Annotated in this window: 14 protein-coding genes; 9 read left to right on the top strand and 5 right to left on the bottom strand. The window is 74.5% G+C overall.

From position 1 onward, the window contains the following. Positions 1–61: 61 nt before the first annotated feature. The 6 genes from ACZ4E1_RS10970 (at position 62) to ACZ4E1_RS10945 (ending at position 9066) form a co-directional block, all read left to right on the top strand. Positions 62–1360 (top strand): M18 family aminopeptidase, encoded by a 1299-nt coding sequence (locus tag ACZ4E1_RS10970; protein WP_467537929.1) that lies wholly within the window; start codon positions 62–64, stop codon positions 1358–1360. An 83-nt stretch (positions 1361–1443) separates the two neighbouring features. Beyond that, positions 1444–1662 (top strand): DUF6458 family protein, encoded by a 219-nt coding sequence (locus tag ACZ4E1_RS10965; protein ID WP_399124493.1) that lies wholly within the window; start codon positions 1444–1446, stop codon positions 1660–1662. A 78-nt stretch (positions 1663–1740) separates the two neighbouring features. Beyond that, complete coding sequence (locus ACZ4E1_RS10960) at positions 1741–4758, top strand: AfsR/SARP family transcriptional regulator (protein WP_467537927.1); 3018 nt, start codon at positions 1741–1743, stop codon at positions 4756–4758. 113 nt (positions 4759–4871) lie between these two features. Then, positions 4872–5468, top strand: a complete 597-nt coding sequence (locus tag ACZ4E1_RS10955) for a hypothetical protein (RefSeq protein WP_467537925.1) — start codon at positions 4872–4874, stop codon at positions 5466–5468. Between the two features lie 54 nt (positions 5469–5522). Next, complete coding sequence (locus tag ACZ4E1_RS10950) at positions 5523–8255, top strand: AfsR/SARP family transcriptional regulator (protein ID WP_467537924.1); 2733 nt, start codon at positions 5523–5525, stop codon at positions 8253–8255. 97 nt (positions 8256–8352) lie between these two features. Next, positions 8353–9066, top strand: a complete 714-nt coding sequence (locus ACZ4E1_RS10945) for a DUF4232 domain-containing protein (protein WP_467537922.1) — start codon at positions 8353–8355, stop codon at positions 9064–9066. Positions 9067–9106: 40 nt separating this feature from the next. Here the strand turns inward: ACZ4E1_RS10945 and ACZ4E1_RS10940 are convergent, their stop codons facing one another. Continuing rightward, positions 9107–10945 (bottom strand): NHL domain-containing thioredoxin family protein, encoded by a 1839-nt coding sequence (locus ACZ4E1_RS10940; protein ID WP_467537920.1) that lies wholly within the window; start codon positions 10943–10945, stop codon positions 9107–9109. A 48-nt stretch (positions 10946–10993) separates the two neighbouring features. Beyond that, positions 10994–11410 (bottom strand): cupin domain-containing protein, encoded by a 417-nt coding sequence (locus ACZ4E1_RS10935; RefSeq protein ID WP_467537919.1) that lies wholly within the window; start codon positions 11408–11410, stop codon positions 10994–10996. Between the two features lie 53 nt (positions 11411–11463). Here ACZ4E1_RS10935 and ACZ4E1_RS10930 point away from each other — a divergent pair, with 53 nt between their 5' ends. Beyond that, the gene (locus tag ACZ4E1_RS10930; protein ID WP_467537918.1) at positions 11464–12480 is read left to right on the top strand and encodes a helix-turn-helix domain-containing protein; all 1017 of its coding nucleotides are present in this window, start codon (positions 11464–11466) and stop codon (positions 12478–12480) included. A 49-nt stretch (positions 12481–12529) separates the two neighbouring features. On the opposite strand, the gene ACZ4E1_RS10925 is transcribed toward ACZ4E1_RS10930, so the two are convergent. Then, entirely contained in the window at positions 12530–13831 is a 1302-nt protein-coding gene (locus ACZ4E1_RS10925; RefSeq protein ID WP_467537917.1) for a hypothetical protein, read from the bottom strand. A gap of 102 nt (positions 13832–13933) precedes the next feature. Between ACZ4E1_RS10925 and ACZ4E1_RS10920 the strand changes: the two genes are divergently transcribed. Then, positions 13934–14431 carry an LURP-one-related/scramblase family protein gene (locus tag ACZ4E1_RS10920; RefSeq protein ID WP_399124484.1) on the top strand — a complete coding sequence of 166 codons (498 nt, stop codon included), beginning with the start codon at positions 13934–13936 and terminating at the stop codon, positions 14429–14431. A gap of 15 nt (positions 14432–14446) precedes the next feature. Here the strand turns inward: ACZ4E1_RS10920 and ACZ4E1_RS10915 are convergent, their stop codons facing one another. After that, positions 14447–15247, bottom strand: coding sequence for a carbon-nitrogen family hydrolase (locus ACZ4E1_RS10915; protein ID WP_467537915.1), 801 nt, complete (start codon positions 15245–15247; stop codon positions 14447–14449). A gap of 193 nt (positions 15248–15440) precedes the next feature. Here ACZ4E1_RS10915 and ACZ4E1_RS10910 point away from each other — a divergent pair, with 193 nt between their 5' ends. After that, positions 15441–16265, top strand: a complete 825-nt coding sequence (locus ACZ4E1_RS10910; RefSeq protein ID WP_467537914.1) for a maleylpyruvate isomerase family mycothiol-dependent enzyme — start codon at positions 15441–15443, stop codon at positions 16263–16265. Here ACZ4E1_RS10910 and ACZ4E1_RS10905 read toward each other — a convergent pair. Further along, on the bottom strand, positions 16255–17007 hold the full coding sequence (locus ACZ4E1_RS10905) for a class I SAM-dependent methyltransferase (RefSeq protein ID WP_467537912.1): 753 nt from the start codon (positions 17005–17007) through the stop codon (positions 16255–16257). The two genes, ACZ4E1_RS10910 and ACZ4E1_RS10905, sit on opposite strands and share 11 nt — an antisense overlap. Between the last annotated feature and the right edge of the window lie 67 nt (positions 17008–17074).

Genomic DNA, 17074 nt, shown 5'->3' with positions numbered 1-17074 from the left:
GGACAAGGGCGCCCGGCAGACGAGTGGGCGGCATGGGTGGGCCAGGGCCTACCCTGACGGCATGCGCACACCCTCCGGCCCCTTCGATCGTGGGCACACCGACGACCTGATGACCTACCTCGCCGCGAGCCCCACCCCGTACCACGCGGTGGCGAACGCCGCGGCACGGCTGGAGAAGGCCGGGTTCCAGCAGGTCGCCGAGACCGACGCCTGGGACGGCACGACGGGCGGCCGGTTCGTCGTCCGCGGCGGCGCGATCATCGCCTGGTACGTCCCGGAGGGCGCCGCCCCCCACACCCCGTTCCGGATCGTCGGCGCGCACACCGACTCCCCGAACCTGCGGGTCAAGCCCCAGCCGGACATGGGCAGTCAGGGCTGGCGCCAGGTCGCCGTCGAGATCTACGGCGGCCCGCTGCTCAACTCCTGGCTCGACCGCGACCTGGGCCTGGCCGGCCGGATCACCCTGCGCGACGGCACCGAGCGCCTCGTCAACGTGGACCGCCCCCTGCTGCGCGTCCCGCAGCTCGCCGTCCACCTCGACCGCTCGGTCACCCCCGAGGGCCTCAAGCTCGACAAGCAGCGCCACATGCAGCCCATCTGGGGCCTGGGCGACGACGTCCACGAGGGCGACCTGCTCGCCTTCCTGGAGGAGGAGAACGGGCTGGAGCGCTGCTCCATCACCGGCTGGGACCTCATGACGTACGCCGTCGAGGCCCCCGCCTACCTGGGCCGCGACCGCGAGCTCCTCGCCGGCCCGCGCATGGACAACCTGCTGTCCGTGCACGCCTGCACGGCCGCGCTCACCGAGGTCAGCAAGCAGGGCGACCTGCCCTACATCCCGGTGCTCGCCGCGTTCGACCACGAGGAGAACGGGTCGCAGTCCGACACCGGCGCCGACGGCCCGCTGCTCGGCGGCGTCCTGGAGCGGTCCGTGTTCGCGCGCGGCGGCTCGTACGAGGACAAGGCACGGGCGTTCGCCGGCACGATCTGCCTGTCCTCGGACACGGGGCACGCCGTGCACCCCAACTACGCCGAGCGGCACGACCCGACGCACCACCCCCGCGCCAACGGCGGCCCGATCCTCAAGGTGAACGTCAACAACCGCTACGCCACGGACGGCAGCGGCCGGGCCGTGTTCGCGGCGGCCTGCGAGAAGGCCGGCGTGCCGTTCCAGTCGTTCGTGTCCAACAACGCGATGCCGTGCGGCACCACGATCGGCCCGATCACCGCGGCCCGGCACGGCATCAAGACCGTCGACATCGGCGCGGCGATCCTGTCGATGCACAGCGTGCGCGAACTGTGCGGCGCCGACGACCCGTTCCTCCTCGCGAACGCTCTGGTGGCGTTCCTGGAGGGCTGAGTCCCGCGGGTGTGAGAGCGGAGGGGTCCGGGGTACCCGGACCCCTCACGCATGTCCGCGCACACCTCAGGAAGGCGGTTCCCATGAGCTTGGGCGGCTGCATCATCCTCGTGGCCCTCGGGGCGATCCTCGCGTTCGCGACCGACTGGCACATGAAGGGCGTCGACCTCCACCTGGTCGGCTGGATCCTCATGATCGTCGGGCTGATCGGAGTCTTCGTGTTCCGCAGCATCGGCCGGCGCAGGGGCCTGACCCCCACTCAGACCACCGTCATAGAAGACGACCGCAACCCTCGTCTGTAGGCCGCACGCGCGGCCGGTACCCGGCGCGGCGCTATCGTGGCATGTCAGCGACATCCGCCGCGCCGGGAGTACACGGGAATGAAGTTCCAGCTTCTGGGGCCCGTCGCGGTCCAGGGCGGCGCGGAGCCCGTGCCGCTCGGACCCGCCAAGCGGCGCAGCCTGCTGGCGGTCCTGCTGCTGCGGTCCCCGGCCGCGGTCTCCGTCGACGCGCTCACCGACGCGCTGTGGGAGGACGAGCCGCCGTTGCACGCGCGCACGGTCGTCCAGGGGCACGTGTCCCGGCTGCGCGCCATGATCTCCGGGTCGGGTCTGGACGGGTACGACGTCGAACTCAGCACGCACGCGGGGGCGTACGCGCTGCGGCTGCCCGAAACACTGCTCGACGTCCGGCACTTCGAGGACCTGGTGGCCCTGGCCCGGCGGCAGCGCGACCCGGCGCGGGCGGCGTCGATGCTGCGCGAGGCGCTCGCGCTGTGGCGGGGGGACGCGCTGGGCGGCACCGTCGCCACGGCCCCGCTGCTCGCCGCCGCGGCCGCCCTGGAGGAGAGCCGGCTGGCGACGATCGAGCAACTGGCGGCCACCTACCGGGATCTGGGCACCCCCGAGCGGGCCGTGGCGCTGCTCGGCGCCGAGGCCGCCCGCCACCCGCTGCGCGAACCGCTGATCGCGGCGCTGGTCCGGGCGCAGTACCGGGCGGGCCGTCAGTCGGACGCCCTGGAGCTGTACCACCGCACCCGCAAGGCGCTCGCCGAGGCGCTGGGCGTCGATCCGGGCCCCGTACTGCGGTCCGCGTACGAGGAGGTCCTCGCCCAGACGGTCCCCGTGGCGCCGCTCTCCGCCGCACAGTCCGCCTCCGCGCCACGCGTCCCGGCGGCGGCCCCCACCCCACCGAGCGTCCTCCCGGGGTCCCCCGCGCCACCGGGCGGCGCCGGCCGAAACCCCGGGACCGCCCCCGCCCCACTGCCCGCCACCCCCCACAGCTTCCACGCGCAGGACCCCGAACCCACCCGCACCGCCGGCCCCACCGCGACACCCGACGCCGGCCCCGACCCCAGGCCCGCGCCCGCCCCGCTGCCCGCCACCCCCCGTAGCCTCCACAGGCGGGACCGCGAACCCACCCGGGCCGCGGGCACCACCGCGACACCCGGCGCCGGTCCCGACCCCAGGCCCGCGCCCGACCTGCTGCCGCGCACCCCCCGCGGGTTCCACGGGCGGGATCGGGAACTCGGCGGGCTGACGCGGGCCGCAGAAGCCGGCGCCTCGCCCGTCGTCCTGGTCACCGGGCCCGCCGGGGTCGGGAAGACCTCCCTCGCCGTCCACTGGGCGCACGCGCACGCCGACGCCTACCCCGACGGCCGGCTCTTCGCCGATCTGCGTGGGCACGGCGACGCCGAACCGGCCCGGCCCCTCGACGTCCTGCGGGAGTTCCTGATCGTGCTCGGTGTGCAGGCGGCGGCCGTGCCGGCCGACGTCGAGGCCGCTGCGGCGCTGTTCCGGTCCCTGGTCAGGGAGCGGCGGCTGCTCGTCGTACTCGACAACGCGCGGGACTCCGCGCAGATCCGGCCGCTGCTGCCCGGCGGCGACGCGTGCGCCACCCTCGTCACCAGCCGCGCCCGCCTGGACGCCGTGATGGCCGAGGAGTGCGCGACCCCGCTGCCGGTCACCGTGCTCGACGCGGACGACGCGGCCGGCCTGCTGACCGCCGCCCTCGGCGGCACCCAGGACCCCGACGCCGTACGGGAGATCGCCCGGCTGTGCGACGGGCTGCCGCTCGCCCTGCGGATCGCCGCGGCCCGGCTGCGGGGCCGGCCCCGCTGGTCCGCCGCCGACCTGGCCGCCGAACTCGCCGACGAGCACGGCCGGCTCGCCCTGCTGGCCGCGGAGGACACCGGTGTGGCGACCGCCCTGCGCTCCTCCGTCGCCCGCCTGGACGCCGCCGACGCCGCGCTGCTCGGCGCGCTCGGGCACTCCTTCACCCGGGAGAGCGATGTGTACGCGGCGGCAGCCGCCGCCGGGGCCACGGTCCCCGAGGCCCGCGCCGGCCTCGACCGGCTCGCCGCCGCCCATCTCGTCCAGGAGACGCGCCCCGACCGGTACACGCTGCACGACCTCGTACGGCTCTACGCCCGCGGGCTGCCCCGCGCCGAGGGGGCCGACGCGGTGACCCGGCGCATGGTCGACCACTGGCTGCGGGCCCAGCACGCCGCCGTGGACGTGTTCGACCCCACCGGCACGCGGACCGTCGAGCTGCCCGAAGGCTTCGACACGGGGCTGCCCGTGCCCCGGATCGGAGCGCGCGAGGCCGTGTTCGGCTGGTTCCTGCGGGAGCAGGAATCGCTCATGGCCGCGGTCTTCGCCGCCGCCCGGCTCGGCGACGAGGACCGCACCTGGCGGCTCGCCGCCCACCTGTGGCCGCTCGTCCACTGGCACCCACACCCCGGCTGGCAGCCGCCGCTGCGCACGGCGCTCGCCGCCGCCGAGCGGACCGGCAGCGTCCAGGGCATCGGCTGGCTGCGGGCCGTCATCGGCATGCTGTTCGTGGAGACCGGCCAGTTCGCGCGGGCCGAGACCTTCCTGGCCGGAGCGGTGCCGCCGCTGCGCACCTTCGCCCCCGGCGTCTCCTGCCAGATCCTCGTGCTGCTCGCCATCGCCCGCCACCGGCACGGCGATCCGGCCGGCGTGCTCGACGCGCTGGCGGACGCGGTGCGCGACGCCCGCACGGCCGGCCACCCGATCGCCCCCACGCTGGAGCACTACCACGCCTCCCATGTCGCCCTGGCCCGGCGCGACTTCACGGCGGCGGCCGAGCACACGGCCCGCTGCGTCGCGGCGATCCCCGAGAACGAGATCGCCGGCTGGCGCCCGCTGATCTGGGAGTCGTACGGCATCGCGCTGCACTACGCCGGACGGCACGAGGAAGCACGCGAGGCGCTGCTCACAGCGGTCGCCGCCAACGAGGAGGAGGACCTTCCGGCGCGCACGGTGCGCACGCTGACCCGGCTCGGCGACGTCGCCACCGTGCTCGACGAACCGCTCTCGGGAGCCGCGTACCGGGCCAGGGCCGAACAGCTCCAGAAGTCCCTCACACCGTCATGACAGGCCCTTCACCTGCGGGGCTTCCGCGTTAGCGGGCTGTTAGCGAAACGTCAGCGGCGGGCGGCAGGGTCGTGACTGTAAACAAACCTGACGATCACGGGGGACCTGCCACCATGCGTATCGCCCTGCGCAAGAACACCGCCGTCGCCGCCGTCGCGGCGCTCGCCTTCTCGCTGACCGCCTGCAACGACGGTGACGGCACCCAGGACAGCGGCGCCGCCGCACCGTCGAACAGCGCGAGCGGCAGCGCCGCGGCGCAGAGCCCCGCCGACTCCGCCGACTCCACCGACGGCGTGCCCGCGGGCGACGGCCAGGGCGGCGGCAGCGACAGCGGCGGCGGGAACAGCGGTGGCGGCACGGGGGACAGCGCCGCCACCGGCAACCCCGCCCCGGACACCGGCGCCAAGGGCGAGTGCATCAACACCGGAGGCGCCGACGGCTGCTACACCGGCACCCTCAACTACCTGGCCGACCACAAGATGACCGTCGGCGACCAGGAGTTCCTGGTCGAGAACAGCACCAAGATCCTCGGTGCCGCGGCCATCTGCGGCGGCGCCGACGGCTCCGTCACCGCCGACAACAACGCGGGCACCACCCCGTGCACGTACGACCAGCTGGTGAAGGCGTCGAAGACGAACAGCGTCACGGTCCGCGTCGTCAAGGACGCGGACGGCATCGCCGCGACGGTCACCGAGCTGTACCACCCGTAGCACCCCCGTACCCTGGTCGCATCGGATTTTCGGGGCGTACGAGGGAGCACAAGCGTGGAGTTCCGGCTGCTCGGAACGGTCGGTGTAGCCACCGAGACCGGTGAACTCCCCCTCGGGCCGGCCAAGCGGCGCAGCCTCCTCGCCGCGCTCCTGCTCCGCCCCAACACGGCGGTCCCCCTCGACCAGCTGATCGACACCCTGTGGCCCGAGGGCCCGCCCGCGCGGGCCCGCACGGTCACCCAGGGCCACGTCTCCCGGCTGCGCGCGCTGCTCGCCCAGGGCGGCGCCGACGAGTGGGGCGTGCGGCTCGTCACGCGCGGCGACGCGTACGTCCTGGAGATGCCCGAGTCGCTGCTCGACGCCCACCGCTTCGACGAGCTCGTCCGGCTCGCCCACGAGCAGCGCTCCCCCGACGACGCCGCCGCGCTGCTGCGCGAGGCGCTCGCGCTGTGGCGCGGGCCCGCGCTGGTCGGCGTCGCGACGGGCGGCCCGCTGCGGGTCGCCGCCGACGGCCTCGAACAGGCCCGCATCTCGGCCGTCGAGCATCTGGCCCGCACCTACGGCGAGTTCGGCGACCACGCGCGCGCCGCCGCCCTGCTGCACGCCGAGGCCGTCGCGCACCCCATGCGGGAGTCGCTCGCCGCCGCGCTGATGCGCTCCCTGTACCGGGCGGGCCGCCAGTCCGACGCCATCGACCAGTACCACCGCACCCGCACCCTGCTCGCCGACGAGCTCGGCGTCGACCCGGGCCCCGCGCTGCGCGAGGCCTACGCGGAGATCCTCGCCGGCGACGGCCCCGGCGCCCCGCCCGCCACGCCCCGGCCCGCACCCGAGCCCGCCACCGCCCCGCAGCCGTCCCGCGCCGCCGCGGACGGGCCCGACCTGCTGCCCCGGCCGCCCCGCGGCTTCGTCGGCCGCGACCGCGAACTCGCCGCGCTCGACGCCGCGTCCGGGCCCGAGCACGCCGTCACCGTCCTCACCGGACCGGCCGGCGTCGGCAAGACCGCCGCCGCGCTGCACTGGGCGCACACCGTCCGCGACCGTTACGACGGCGTCCTCTTCGCCGACCTGCGCGGCTTCAGCGACGACGACGGCAGCGGCGACAGCGCCCCCGAGACCGCCGACGTGCTCCGCGAGTTCCTCATCGCCCTCGGCGTGCCCACCCGCGACCTGCCCGAGACCCCGGGCGCGCTCGCCGCCGCGTACCGCACCCGTACCGAAGGCCACCGGCACCTCGTCGTCCTCGACAACGCGCGCACCGCCGCCCAGGTCCGCCCGCTGCTCCCGGCCGGGCCCGGCAGCGCCGCCGTGGTCACCTCGCGGCTGCGCCTGGACGGGCTCGCCGTCAGCGAACTGGCCCGCACCGTCGCCCTCGGCGTCCTCGACCCCGCCGGGTCCGCCGCCCTGCTCGCCGCCGCGACCGGCGCCGCCGACCGGCTCGCCGCCGAACCGGAGGCCGCCGCCCGCCTCACCGAACTCTGCGCCGGCCTGCCGCTCGCCCTGCGCGTCGTCGCCGCCCGCGTCAACGCCCGCCCCGAGTGGCCGCTGGCCGGCCTGGCCGACGAACTCGCCGACGAGCAGCGCCGCCTGGCCCTCCTCGACGTCGACGACACCGGCGTCGCCGCCGCGCTCCGCCTCACCCTGCGCGCCCTGCCCGAGGACGCCCGGCTGCTGTTCCACCGGCTCGGCGTGCTGCCCGGACCCGACCTCGACCGGTACGCGGCCGCCGCCCTCACCGACCGCTCCCCCCAGGAGGCCGCCGCCGCCCTGGACCGCCTCGCCGGCGCCCACCTCCTCACCGAGCCGACGCCCGGCCGCTACCTGATGCACGACCTCGTACGCCTCTACGCGCGCGGCCTGGCCCGCGCCGACGACACCGAGGCCACCGACGAGGCCCTGGTCCGGCTCCTCGACCACTACGTGCGCACCGCGCTCCTCGCCGCGTCCGTCACCGAGCCCGACGACCGGCCCTGCTGCGTCCTGCCCGCCGACATCCGGCCCGACCTCGGCCGGCCCGACCTCACCGACCGGGCCGGCGGCCTGGCCTGGTACTCCGTGGAGCGCGAGAACCTCGTCGCCGCCGCCGTCGCCGCGCACGCCGCGGGCCACGACGACCGCGCCTGGCGACTCGCCGTGCTGCAGTGGCCGTACGTCGTCGGCTACGTCCGCGACGACTGGGTGCCGCTCATGGAGCAGGGCCTCGCCGCCGCGCAGCGGCTCGACGACCCGGACGCCGAGTCCCGGATCCGCGCCCTGTACGGCTGGGTGCTCACCGAGGAAGGGCGGCTCCCGCAGGCGATCGAGCAGCTGGAGCGCGCCCCGGAGCTCGCGGCCCGCGCCGGCGACACGTCCAGCGAGGCCACCGCGCTGGTCAACCTGGCCGTCGCCCTCGACCGGGACGGCGGGCCGAGCGCCGCGTCCCTCGCCCACGTCGTACGCGCCGCCGAACTGGCCCGCGCCACCGACGACATCCTCACCGAGCTGCTCGCCCTGGAGCACCGCGCCCGCCAGCTCCTGGCCACCGCCGACCACGCCGCGGTGCTCGACTGCACCGAGCGCGGCCTGACCCTGCCGGGCGCCTCCGCGGAGGGGCTCGCCCCGCTGCGGCAGATCCTGCTGCGGATCGCGCGCGGCGCCGCACTGCACGCCCTGGGCCGCGAAGCGGAAGCTCTCGACTGCCTCCGTGAAGCCCATGACGAAGCGGTGAAGCGGGGGTTCGAGGACGGCATGCGGAAGGCGACGGCGCAGCTGGAACGGATCGGAAGCGAAACGGCGACGGGGCGATAGCGGAGGAACGACCGGACGGCGACGGCCCCCGGCAGAGTGGTGGTCACAAGGGGCCGACCGGACCAGGCGGCCCCCTCGCACACGGGGGAGTCCCACCATGAACCGCACCATCGCCCGCAACGTCGTCCTCGCCGCCGCGGCCGCCGCCCTGAGCCTCAGCCTCACCGCCTGCAACGGCGACACCGGCACCAAGGACGAGGGCGCCGCGAAGAACACCGCGTCGAGCTCCACGGCCGGCGGCGACACCGCGAAGGACCAGGGCTCCGACACGGGGTCGGGCACCGGTGGCGGCGACTCGGCGCAGGGCTCGGGCGGCGACGCCGCGCAGGCCGGCTCCTCGAAGACCGGCACGAGCACCGGCGGCTCGGGCACGGCCTCGAAGAAGACGCCCGAGTGCAAGGTCGGCTTCCTCACCTACAAGCTGGAGCGCCGCAACCCCGAGCAGCAGGGCGACCACCTGCTGATCACCGCCGAGAGCCGCGCCGCGACGGCCTGCACCGTCAAGGCCTTCCCGGTCATCACCCCGGGCAAGGCCAACGGCGACATCCCGCAGGCCAAGGACGACGAGCAGCCCGCGCAGCCGCTGGTCGTCCAGCCCGGCGGCCGGATCTACTCCGCGATCGCCGTCACCCAGGACGTCAAGGCCGAGGACGACTACTTCACGTCGATCCGCCTGTCCCTGCAGATGAACAACCCCGACGACGCCGAGGTCGAGACGATCCAGACGCCCGGCGAGGTCGAGTACGCGGGCAAGATGGCCGACGGCATCGAGGTCTACTCCTGGAACACGGTCAAGCCGTTCGGCAACTGACCCCGCAGGACCACCGACGCCGCGCGGGGCCGGACCCCCGTCAGCCCCGCGCGGTCTGCTCGTCCAGACCCGCGAGCACCAGCGGCAGCCGGTCCGCCCCGCCCTCGGCCACGCGGACCGGCACACCCCAGTCCTGCTGATGGACGTGGCAGGCCGGGTACTCGTTGGCGGGGTCGTCGTCGCAGGACGCGGCCATCGCCGACACGTGCAGCACGCCCTCCTCGATCTCCGGGTTCAGGACCAGCTCACGGCCCAGCTCGGTGCCCGCGCCGTCGCCCGCGACGAGCAGCTCCGGCGGCGTCGACGAGACGAGCAGCCGGGTCGAGGGCCCGTACCGGAGGTCGAGCTTCTGCCCGGCCGGCGCCTGGAAGATGACGTCGAGGCGCAGCTTGCCGCCCGCGATCTCGGTCGCGGCGCGCTGCGTGTGGTGTGCGACCGCGTCCACCCGTACCGCTTCCTCGGGAAGCCGGAGCCGGGTCAGCCGGTGCCGGGCCGACTCCACGACCACGATGTCGTCGCCGACGAGGACCGCGCCGCTCGGCTCCCGCAGATCCGTCGCCAGCGTGCTGACCTGGCGGGTCGCCGGGTCGTAGCGGCGCAGCGCGTGGTTGTAGGTGTCCGCGACCGCGACCGAGCCGTCGGGCAGCGCGGTGACACCCAGCGGGTGCTGGAACAGCGCCTGCCCCGCGTCCCCGTCCCGGTGCCCGAAGTCGAACAGACCGGTGCCGACGGCCGTGTGCACATGCCCGTCCCGGTCCACGTACCGCAGCGCGCTCGTCTCCGCGTCGGCGACCCACAGCCGGTCCTCGGTCGCGGCGAGCCCGGACGGCTGCGCGAACCACGCCTCGTCGCCGGGACCGTCGACGAGCCCCTCGTTCGTCGTCCCGGCCGCGACCGCGACGACCCCACCGACCGGGTCGTACGTCCACAGCTGGTGCACGCCGGCCATCGCCATCCACACCCGCCCGCCGAACACGGCGACGTCCCACGGCGAGGACAGATCCACCTCCAGCGCGGGCCCGCTGGTCGGCGACCCCTGCCACCACTGCTTCCCGGTGCCCGCGAGGGTCGTGACCGTCCCGCTATCGAGGTCGACGGCGCGCAGCGCGTGGTTCACGGTGTCGGCGACGACCACGGTCCGCTCGTCGAGCAGCGCGAGCCCCTGCGGCTCGTTGAACGACTCGGGCCCGAAGCCGCGCTCCCCGCTGCCGATCCGCCGCACGACGCTCTCGCCGTCCGCGGCCAGCTCGACCAGCTGGTGCCGGGTCGTGTCGGACACCAGGAAGTTCCCCGACGGCAGCACGAGCGCCTTGCCCGGGAAGCGCAGATCACCGGCGACCGGCTCCGGCGGCACGTACGGCCCGTCGCCGCGCCGCAGCGTCCCCTTCGCCTCGTGCTCGGCCTCCAGCTGCTCGACCAGCTTCTCGATCGCGTGCGCGTGCCCCTCACCGGCGTGCTGCGCGACGACGTACCCCTCGGGGTCGATCACCACGAGCGTCGGCCAGGCCCGCACCGCGTACTGCTTCCAGGTCACGAGCTCCGGGTCGTCGAGCACCGGGTGCTCCACCCCGTACCGCTCGACCGCGTCGACGACGGCCGCGTGCTCGGCCTCGTGCACGAACTTCGGCGAGTGCACGCCGACGATCACGAGCGTGTCCCGGTGCTTCTCCTCCAGCTCCCGCAGCTCGTCGAGCACGTGGAGGCAGTTCACGCAGCAGAAGGTCCAAAAATCAACTACAACGCACTTACCTCGCAGATCGGCGAGGGTCAGCTCTTTGCCGCCGGTGTTGAGCCAGCCGCCCGCGCCGACCAGTTCAGGGGCGCGGACTCGGGCACGGCGGGCGGGGACGGGGCTGGGCACCGGGGCGGCATCGTTCATGCTTCAAGCTTGCCACCCGCGGGGAAGCCGGTCACACCTGGACGACGGTCAGGCCTGGACGGGGTGCCCCGTCGTCGAGTCCACGTGGGCCGGTACGGGGTCGTGGGCGTCGCCCGTCGAGGAGGTGCCGGTGGGTTCCAGGACGAGGAGGGCGGTGCCGGGGGCGGCGTGGGGCTTGTGCCAGGTGCCGCGGGGGACGGTGAAGACGGAGCCTCGGGGCAGGACGACGGCGCGTTCGCCGGTGGGCTCGCGCAGGGCGATGGTCAGTTCGCCCTCGACGACGAGGAAGAACTCGTCGGTGTGCTCGTGGACGTGCCACACGTGCTCGCCCTCCGCCTTGGCGAGGCGTACGTCGTAGTCGTTGACCGTGGTGACGATGCGGGGGCTCCACAGGGCGTCGAAGGTGGTGAGGGTCTGCGGGAGCGAGACGGGTTCCGGGAGTGCGGGGTTCGCGGCGGGGTTCATGGTGTCCAGCGTGCGGGCGGCGCGGGGCCCGGTGTGAGTGCTAGAAATCGCGTATGTCGCAAGGATCCTCGCAGGACTCGTCGTCGCACCGTGTGCACCGGGTGGTCGCGCTCGTCGACGAGGGCTCCAACCCCTTCGAGCTGGCGTGCGCGATCGAGGTCTTCGGGCTGCGCCGGCCCGAACTGGGGCGCGCGCTCTACTCGTTCGCGCTGTGCGCGGCGGAGCCGGACACGGTGATGCGGGACGGGTTCTTCACGCTGAGCGGGGTCGCGGACCTGTCGGCGACGGAGAGCGCCGACACGGTGATCGTGCCGAACCGGCCGGACACCGAGGTGCCCCGGCGGGCCGAGGTGCTGGACGCGCTGCGGGCCGCGCACGCGCGCGGGGCCCGGCTCGTCGGGTTCTGCAGCGGGGCGTTCACGCTGGCCGAGGCGGGACTGCTGGAGGGGCGGCGGGCGGCCTGCCACTGGATGTGGGCGGACGCGTTCCGCCGCCGCTTCCCCGGGGTGCGGCTCGAACCCGACGTGCTGTTCGTCGACGACGGGGACATCCTGACCGCGTCCGGCAGCGCCTCCGCGCTCGATCTCGGGCTGCACCTGGTGCGCCGCGACCACGGGGCGGAGATCGCGAACGCGGTGTCGCGGCGGCTGGTGTTCGCCGCGCACCGGGACGGCGGGCAGCGCCAGTTCGTGGAGCGCCCGGTGCCGCAGGTGCCGGACGCCTCGCTCGCGCCGCTGCTGGTCTGGGCGCAGGAGCGGCTCGGCGAGCCGCTGACCGTGGCCGGGCTCGCGGCCCGCGCCGGGGTGAGCCCGGCGACGCTGCACCGCCGCTTCCGGGCCGAGCTGGGGACGACGCCGCTGGCCTGGCTGCTCGGGGAGCGGGTCGCGCTGGCCTGCCGCCTGATCGAGCGGGGCGAGCTCCGGCTCGACGTGGTGGCGCGGGACAGCGGTCTGGGGAGCGCGGCGAACCTGCGGGCGCATCTGAAGCGGGCGACGGGGCTGAGCCCTTCGGCGTACCGCAGACGGTTCGGGGCGGCGCCGCCGGAGGCCTCTTCCGCGATTACGACGTAAAGGTCCCCGGCGTCCCCGCGGGCTACGGCGGCTTCGGCAGCTACGGCGTCTACGGCGCGAGACCCTCGGGCGGGAGGGAGGCCGGTGAGGCCGCGTCCTGGAATTCCGGGACGTCGAGGAACTCGATGATCGCGAGGGCGCACAGGGCGACGAACGCGATCCAGGCGACGACCGCGCCGGTCGGGTAGTTCCAGGCGATGAGGACGGCGGCGGCGAAGGCCGCCACGGTCCAGTTCAGCCAGGTCCGCATGCGGTGCACCCAGGGCCCGACCGGGCCGAAGGTGCCGGCCGTGACGGACCGGCGGACCGAGCCGATGGCGCCGCACCAGGCGTCGCGGGTGGCCCGCGCCCAGCGCCCGGGACCGCTGAGCCAGGCGGCCAGGGCGATGACGATGCCGAGGGCGGCGATCATGCGGACGCCGGAGCGCAGGAAGCGGACGAGGGTGTCGAAGACGGACTCCGCCGCAGGGCGGGAGACGCCGGCGGGCAGGGCGTCGAGGTAGTAGGCGCGGCCGAGCCACAGGGCGAGCCCGAGCACCAGCGCGCCGGCCGCGATGCCGAGGGCGGCGGTGACCAGGGCGCGGCGGCGGCGCCGGGCGAGCAGGACACCGGCTGCGGCGAGGAGGAAGACGATCAGGGGGAGCACCCAGGACAGGAGCTGGAGGAGCCGGAAGCCCTTGCGCGCCTTGGCGAGGCCGCCGGTGGACTCCATGACGGTGATCTCGGTGTGGACCTCGGGGATCTTCGCGGCGACATCGAGGCCGCGGTCGACGAGGGCGTTCTTGACCTGCTCGACGACGGGGGCGAGGTCGAGGGTGACCATGCCGTTGTCGACCTCGACGGCACCGCCGCCGCTGCCGGTGAGCGCCTTGTCGACGGCGGTGTGGGCGGTGCGGTTGAGCTGTTTCCACACGGTGGCGAAGGCGGGGCTGGTGACGAACCGGTCGGCGACCCCGTGCACGAACGAGGTGAGCCCGTCGGTGATCGGCCCGCTCGCGGCGCCGAGCGCCTTCTCCAGCGCGGGCCGGTCGGCGGGGGCGACGTTCTCGAGCAGGTCGGCGATCTCGATGCGGCTCATGACGGCGGTGGTGACCCGGTCCGCGACGGCGTTCTGCACGTCGGGGTCCTTGGCGAGCGGCGCCATCGTGTCGACGTACCGGTCGGTGTCACCGATCAGCGCGTCGGACCAGACGGCGACGGCGCCGAGCGGGGTGAGCAGGGCGGCGAGCACGATCAGGACGACGGCGAAGGTGGATTTCGTGCGGCCCGCCCGCCGCCGTGCGGGGCGCCCGGCCGCCTCCAGCTCGGCGACCCGGGCGCGCAGCGCGGAGAGTTCGTCGTCCCTGGTCATGGGTCAAGGAGACCCGCGGGGGCGGGTGCGGCGCGCGCGGGGCTGGGCCGTTCGGGTCACTCCCGGGGGTCGGGCCGCCCGTGCGCGGGCAGGCTGGGGCGTATGCGCTACGAAGTTCGGGAACGGCTCTTCGCCGTCGGCGAGGACTACTGGATCGAGGACGAGCAGGGCCGCAAGGCGTTCCTCGTCGACGGAAAGGCGATGCGGCTTCGCGACACGTTCGAGCTCAAGGGGCCCGACGGACGCGTCCTGATCGACATCCGCCAGAAGATGCTCGCGCTGCGGGACACGATGGTGATCGAGCGCGGCGGCGAACCGCTCGCGAAGATCCGCCGCAAACGGCTGTCGCTGCTGCGCAACCACTACCGGGTCGAGCTGGTCGACGGCACCGAGCTCGACGTCAGCGGGAAGATCCTGGACCGGGAGTTCGCCGTGGAGTACGACGGCGAACTGCTCGCGGACATCTCGCGGCGCTGGCTGCGCGTGCGGGACACGTACGGGGTGAACGTGGTGCGGGAGGACGCCGATCCGGCGCTGCTCGTCGCGGTCGCCGTGTGCGTGATCCATCTCGCGGAGAAGGAGCGCGGCGACCTCGACTGAGGGTGCTGCCGGAGGTCAGGGGCGGCGCGGGGTGTCGAGGCCGAGGAGGCGGTCCTTGAGGGCCGGGAACTGCTCGCGGGTGGCGCCGACCTTCGCGGGGTCGAGCTCCACGCGCAGCACCTCCTCGCCGGCGCCGGCCTCGGCGAGGATCTCGCCCCAGGGGTCGACGACGATGCTGTGGCCCGCCTGTTCGACGCCCGCGTGGGTGCCGGCGCTGCCGCAGGCCAGGACGTACGCCTGGTTCTCGACGGCGCGGGCCTGCGCGAGGAGGGTCCAGTGGGCGCGGCGCCGCTCGGGCCAGCCGGCGGAGACGACCAGGGTCTCGGCGCCGCGGTCGACGAGGCCGCGGTACAGCTCGGGGAAGCGCAGGTCGTAGCAGGTGGTCACGCCGAGCACGGTCTCCGGGAGCCGTACGGTGACCAGCTCCTCGCCCGGGCTCATGAGCACGGCCTCGCCCTTGTCGAAGCCGAAGCGGTGGATCTTGCGGTAGGCGGCGGCGAGGGTGCCGTCGGGGGCGAAGACCAGCGCGGTGTTGTAGAGCGGGCCGTCCGGGTCGCGCTCGGGGACGGAACCGGCGTGCAGCCAGACGCCCGCGTCCGCCGCGGCCTTCGACATGGCGTCGTAGGTGGGGCCCTCCAGCGGTTCGGCCTCGGCGGCGAACAGCTCGTAGGCGAAGGCTCCGGTCGTCCACAGTTCGGGCAGGACCACGAGATCGGCCGAAGCCGCCTGCTCCCGGACCAGGGAACTCACTCGCTCCCGCCGCGAGTTGACCGATTCGTCCTCGTTTACCGCGATCTGGATGAGGGAGGCGCGCACACTACCACCGTCCTGGCATTCGAGCCGTCAACACCGGCCTACGATCGTCGTACGAAAGCGCTGCCGGGGTGCCTTCGGGCAGCGTACTGTGCCAGTCCGGGGGATTCCCCCGGACCCCCAGAACCCGCACCGACAGCGTCCGCCGCCGCCTAGCCATACGCCCGCGTACCAACCGCTCGAGGGGTCCCCTTCCGTGAGTCTCCACCCCAGCCTTCAGTCCTACGCCGATGCCTGGACCCACTCCGTGGAAGCGATATCCGAGTTGGTCACGCCGCTCGCGGAGGGTGAGTGGAACCGGGCGACGCCCTGCCCCGGCTGGTCGGTACGGGACATCGTGTCGCACGTCATCGGCGTGGACTGCGAGATGCTCGGCGACCCGCGCCCGATCCACACGCTGCCGCGCGATCTCTACCACGTGCAGACGGAGGGCCAGCGGTACCAGGAGATCCAGGTCGACGTCCGCCGGCACCACACGGCGCCGGAGATGGTCTCCGAGCTGGAGTACACGATCATCCGGCGCTCGCGGCACCTGCGCAACGACTCCCGTGAGCCCGGCACGATCGTGCGCGGGCCGCGCGGCGTCGAGGAGACCCTCGAGTACGCGATGCGGCGGCGGGCGTTCGACATCTGGGTCCACGAGCAGGACCTGCGCCAGGCGCTGGGCCGGCCCGGCAACCTCGACTCGCCCGGGGCGTACGTCACCCGGGACATGCTGCTCGCGGTCCTGCCGAAGATCGTCGCCAAGGACGCGGGCGCGCCGGCGAACTCGGCGGTGGTCTTCGACGTGCACGGTCCCGTCGAGTTCCTGCGGACGGTGCGGGTGGACGCGGAGGGCAAGGGCACGATCGACGGCGCCCCCTCGCTCGGTCCCGCCGCGACGATCGCCCTGGACTGGGAGACCTACGTCCGCCTCGCCTGCGGACGCACGACCCCGGAGGCGGCCCGCGACGCCCTCAAGACGGAGGGCGACGCGGCCTTGGTCGAGGCCATCCTGGCGGCGTTCGCGGTCACCCCGTGACGTACGGCTTGTGGGTCACCCAGAGCAGTTCCGCCGGCCAGCGGCGGGCCCAGTCGGGCGGGTCGGTCTCGTTGTAGCCGTTGGGAGTTCCGGGTTCGGGCCGCGGCTCGATGAGGTCGTCGACGACGAGACCCGCGCCGCGCAGGACCCTGACCCAGTCGCCGTACGTGAGCTGGTAGCTGGTCGCGCCGTCGCCTTCGTCGATGCCGTTCAGGCCGAAGTAGTCCTTCTGCAGCGTCGTGGTGACGCGGGCGGCGGCTTCGTCGTAACAGGCCTCGAACCAGGGGCTGGCGACGTTGAACACCAGGCGCCCGCCCGGGCGCAGGACGCGGGCGGCCTGCGGGACGGCCAGGTGCGGGGGCGCCCAGCTGAGCCCGCCGAAGTCGCAGAACACGAGGTCGAAGGTGCCGTCGGCGAAGGGGAGCTGCTCGGCGGCGCCCTGCACCAGGGGATACCGGTCCGCGCCCATCGCCGCGGTGGCCGCGTCGAGTTGGGCCTCGGACAGGTCGATCCCGACCACCTGGGCGCCCTCGGCGGCGAGCACCCTCGACCACTGGCCGGCGCCGCAGCCGAGTTCGAGGACGCGCCGGCCGGTGACGTCGCCCAGGGCGTTCAGACGCGCGTCGGGGACGGAGTACATGCCCCACAGCCGGGGTGCGGCGCCGATCTGCGGGTCGTGCCGGTCCTGATAGTCGCTGCTGATCCGGTTCCAGAGCCGCCGGTTGGCGGGGATGCTGTCCACGCGCAGACTCCAGCACCCATCGTCAGGGACGGTCAACAGAATTGAGGCGGGAGCGGACCCGCCCCGC

This window comes from Streptomyces sp. NPDC025806, assembly GCF_055558275.1.
This window is presented reverse-complemented; position numbering and strand designations above follow the sequence as displayed.

What these genes read in the sequence shown, in the direction of transcription:
- ACZ4E1_RS10920 (WP_399124484.1), top strand. Translation starts at nt 13,934, where the DNA reads ATGCGCTACGAAGTTCGGGAACGGCTCTTCGCCGTCGGCGAGGACTAC.
- ACZ4E1_RS10965 (WP_399124493.1), top strand. Translation starts at nt 1,444, where the DNA reads ATGAGCTTGGGCGGCTGCATCATCCTCGTGGCCCTCGGGGCGATCCTC.
- ACZ4E1_RS10970 (WP_467537929.1), top strand. Translation starts at nt 62, where the DNA reads ATGCGCACACCCTCCGGCCCCTTCGATCGTGGGCACACCGACGACCTG.
- ACZ4E1_RS10925 (WP_467537917.1), bottom strand. Translation starts at nt 13,831, where the DNA reads ATGACCAGGGACGACGAACTCTCCGCGCTGCGCGCCCGGGTCGCCGAG.
- ACZ4E1_RS10955 (WP_467537925.1), top strand. Translation starts at nt 4,872, where the DNA reads ATGCGTATCGCCCTGCGCAAGAACACCGCCGTCGCCGCCGTCGCGGCG.
- ACZ4E1_RS10940 (WP_467537920.1), bottom strand. Translation starts at nt 10,945, where the DNA reads ATGAACGATGCCGCCCCGGTGCCCAGCCCCGTCCCCGCCCGCCGTGCC.
- ACZ4E1_RS10945 (WP_467537922.1), top strand. Translation starts at nt 8,353, where the DNA reads ATGAACCGCACCATCGCCCGCAACGTCGTCCTCGCCGCCGCGGCCGCC.
- ACZ4E1_RS10960 (WP_467537927.1), top strand. Translation starts at nt 1,741, where the DNA reads ATGAAGTTCCAGCTTCTGGGGCCCGTCGCGGTCCAGGGCGGCGCGGAG.
- ACZ4E1_RS10935 (WP_467537919.1), bottom strand. Translation starts at nt 11,410, where the DNA reads ATGAACCCCGCCGCGAACCCCGCACTCCCGGAACCCGTCTCGCTCCCG.
- ACZ4E1_RS10930 (WP_467537918.1), top strand. Translation starts at nt 11,464, where the DNA reads ATGTCGCAAGGATCCTCGCAGGACTCGTCGTCGCACCGTGTGCACCGG.